3 protein-coding genes are annotated in these 3,620 nt (G+C 68.6%); all 3 read left to right on the plus strand.

Annotated elements, in window-relative coordinates; translation table 11 throughout:
* Positions 1 to 1,382 (plus strand): chemotaxis protein CheW (locus LGM42_RS32875; protein ID WP_226234405.1); only part of this gene is annotated, 1,382 nt, incomplete at its 5' end.
* Between the two features lie 47 nt (positions 1,383 to 1,429).
* A complete protein-coding gene (cheW, locus tag LGM42_RS32880) occupies positions 1,430 to 1,945 on the plus strand; it encodes a chemotaxis protein CheW (protein WP_059578098.1) in 516 nt (171 codons plus the stop codon).
* A gap of 37 nt (positions 1,946 to 1,982) precedes the next feature.
* A partial coding sequence (locus LGM42_RS32885; RefSeq protein ID WP_226234406.1) for a methyl-accepting chemotaxis protein occupies positions 1,983 to 3,620 on the plus strand: 1,638 nt, incomplete at its 3' end.

The raw sequence follows: 3,620 nt of genomic DNA on the forward strand, positions 1-3,620 counted from the left end.
CGGCTGCGCCGGCATCGACGCCGGCCGAGCCGCCCGCCGCCCCGGCCGCGGCAGCCGCCACGCCGCCGCAGCAACACGCTCGAGCGCAACCGCAGCCGGCCGAACACGCGGCGCCGGCCGCCGCCGCGCATCACGACGACAAGCGCGCACGCCCGGCCGCCGCGGCCGCGGGCGGCGCAGAAGGCAGCTCGATCCGCGTCGGCGTCGAGAAGGTCGATCAACTGATCAACCTCGTCGGCGAACTGGTGATCACGCAGGCGATGCTGGCCGAGACGGCCAGCGCGTTCGATCCGGCGCTGCACGACCGCCTGTTCAACGGGATGGCGCAGCTCGAGCGCAATGCGCGCGACCTGCAGGAAGCGGTGATGTCGATCCGCATGATGCCGATGGACTACGTGTTCAGCCGCTTCCCGCGCCTCGTGCGCGATCTCGCCGGCAAGCTCGGCAAGCAGGTCGAGCTCGTGACGTTCGGCCAGGCGACCGAGCTCGACAAGAGCCTGATCGAACGGATCATCGATCCGCTCACGCACCTCGTGCGCAACAGCCTCGACCACGGGATCGAAACGGTCGACAAGCGCGTCGCGGCCGGCAAGGACGCGGTCGGCCAGCTCGTGCTGTCGGCTGCGCATCACGGCGGCAACATCGTGATCGAGGTGAGCGACGACGGCGCGGGCCTGAACCGCGAGCGGATCCTCGCGAAGGCCGCGAAACAGGGCATGCAGATCTCCGAGAACATCAGCGACGACGAAGTCTGGCAACTGATCTTCGCGCCGGGCTTCTCGACGGCCGAGACGGTGACCGACGTGTCGGGCCGCGGCGTCGGGATGGACGTGGTGAAGCGCAACATCCAGTCGATGGGCGGCCATGTCGAAATCTCGTCGCAGGCCGGCCGCGGCACGACCACGCGGATCGTGCTGCCGCTCACGCTCGCGATCCTCGACGGGATGTCGGTGAAGGTGGGCAGCGAGATCTTCATCCTGCCGCTGAACTTCGTGATGGAGTCGCTGCAGCCGTCGAACGACGACATCTACACGGTCGGCAACGGCGAGCGCGTGGTGCGCGTGCGCGGCGAATACCTGCCGCTCGTCGCGCTGCACGAGGTGTTCTCGGTCGACGACGCGCGCACCGACCCGACCCAGGGGATCGTCACGATCATGGAAACCGAGGGGCGCCGCTTCGCGATGCTGATTGACGAGCTGGTCGGCCAGCAGCAGGTGGTCGTGAAGAACCTCGAAACCAATTACCGCAAGGTCCACGGCATCTCGGCGGCGACCATCCTGGGCGACGGCAGCGTCGCGCTGATCGTCGACGTCGCGGCGCTGAACCGCGAAACCCGTGCGACGCACGGCGCCCGTGCGGGCGCCGAACTCGCCGTCTTCTGACTCTCGCCATCAACCGATTGGGGGCAAACGTGTCCGCTGAAGTTCAAATGATCAATCCGGCCGCGGCGAACGCGGCCACGAGCCGCCGCGACGCCGAACACGGCGATGCGACGGGCCAGGAATTCCTCGTCTTCACGCTCGGCGACGAGGAATACGGGATCGACATCCTGAAAGTGCAGGAAATCCGCGGCTACGACAGCGTCACGCGAATCGCGAACGCGCCCGAGTTCATCAAGGGCGTGATCAACCTGCGCGGCATCATCGTGCCGATCGTCGACATGCGGATCAAGTTCCACCTCGGCCGCGTCGAGTACGACCACCAGACCGTCGTGATCATCCTGAACGTGTCGAACCGCGTGGTCGGGATGGTGGTCGACGGCGTGTCGGACGTGCTGACGCTGCAGACCGACCAGATCATGCCGGCGCCGGAATTCGGCGCGACGCTGACGACCGAGTACCTGACGGGCCTCGGCACGGTCGACGGCCGGATGCTGATCCTGATGGACATCGAGAAGCTGATGTCGAGCCGTGAAATGGCGCTGATCGAGACACTCGGCGGGTAAGCGCGCCGCGCGCGCAGCAATTTCGGGAGAATCTGCAATGTTGCATAACTGGTCGATCCGCACGACGCTCACGGCGGTCGGACTCATCCTCGTGTGCCTGGCCGCCGCGGTCGGCGGGCTCGGCCTTTACGCGCTCAATCAGGCGAGCCGTTCGCTCGACGAGATCGCGCACGTCGACCTGCCGGCGATCCACACGCTCGACGACACGGCCGCGCAACTGCTGCGCTCGCGCGTGGCGCTCGATCGCTTCCGTACGCTGACCGAAGCCGGCAACGCGGCCGACGCGGGGAAGGTGCTCGACCGCGCGCAGGAGCTGTTCGCGAAGTCGAACCAGAACTGGCAGGCGTTCCAGTCGACGCCGAAGCTCGGTGTCGAGCAGGCGCTTCTCGACGAGCTCGCCGCACGCTACACGACGATCGTGAAGGAAGGCGTGGAGCCCGAATTTGCCGCGGCGCGCGCGGGCGACATGGCCGCGTACCATGCGGTGGCGGACACGAAGATCAGCCCGATGTTCGTCGCGTTCGACCAGACGGCGTCGGCCGTGATCGCGGCGCTGCAGAAGCGCGCGGAAGAACGTCAGGCCGCGACGCAGTCGCAGATCTCGATGATGGTCGCGCTGATCGCGGCCGGCATCGCGATCGCGTTCGTCGTCGTGATCGCGATCCGCTTCGTGCTGCGCGGGCTGATCGTCCAGCCGATCGAGGACGCGATCGCGCACTTCGAGCGTATTGCCGGGGGCGACCTCACGCAGCCGGTGAACGTATCGAGCACGAACGAGATCGGCCGCCTGTTCGGCGGCATCAAGCGGATGCAGGACGCGGTGACGACGATGGTGCAGGCCGTGCATCGCGGCACCGAATCGATCGACGTCGGCGCGCGCGAGATCGCCACCGGCAACATCGACCTGTCGCAGCGCACCGAGGAGCAGGCCGCGTCGCTGCAGGAAACCGCGTCGAGCATGGAGCAACTGACGGGCACCGTGCGGCAGAACGCGGAGAACGCCCGGCAGGCGAGCCAGCTCGCGGTGAACGCGTCGGACATCGCGACGCAGGGCGGCGAGGTGGTCGGCCAGGTCGTGTCGACGATGCAGGACATTGCGGCGAGCTCGGGCAAGGTCGTCGACATCATCGGCACGATCGAAGGCATCGCGTTCCAGACCAACATCCTCGCGCTGAACGCGGCCGTCGAGGCCGCGCGGGCCGGCGAGCAGGGCCGCGGCTTCGCGGTGGTCGCGGGCGAGGTGCGCTCGCTCGCGCAGCGCAGCGCGAGCGCCGCGAAGGAAATCAAGCAGTTGATCGGCGATTCGGCCGAGAAGGTCGACAGCGGGTCGGCGCTCGTCGCGCGCGCCGGCTCGACGATGGACGAGATCGTGCAGGCCGTGCGCCGCGTGACCGACATCATGGGCGAGATCAGCGCCGCGTCCGACGAGCAGTCGACCGGCATCGAGCAGGTCAACCGCGCGGTCGGCCAGATGGACGCGGTCACGCAGCAGAACGCGGCGCTCGTCGAGCAGGCGGCCGCCGCGGCCGCGTCGCTCGAGGAGCAGACGCGCCAGATGAAGGCGATCGTGTCGGGCTGGCGCGTCGCGGGCGGCATCGCGCTCGCGCCGGCGCGCAGCGTCGCGCGGCCGGCCGCGCACGAACCGGCGGCGCTGCCGTCGGCGTCGCGCCACGAC

The organism is Burkholderia sp. AU39826 (assembly GCF_020419965.1).
Classification (GTDB): Bacteria; Pseudomonadota; Gammaproteobacteria; order Burkholderiales; family Burkholderiaceae; genus Burkholderia; species Burkholderia semiarida.

Excerpts from the sequence above, each read along its gene's own strand:
- cheW (WP_059578098.1), top strand. The coding sequence starts at position 1,430 with ATGATCAATCCGGCCGCGGCGAACGCGGCCACGAGCCGCCGCGACGCC.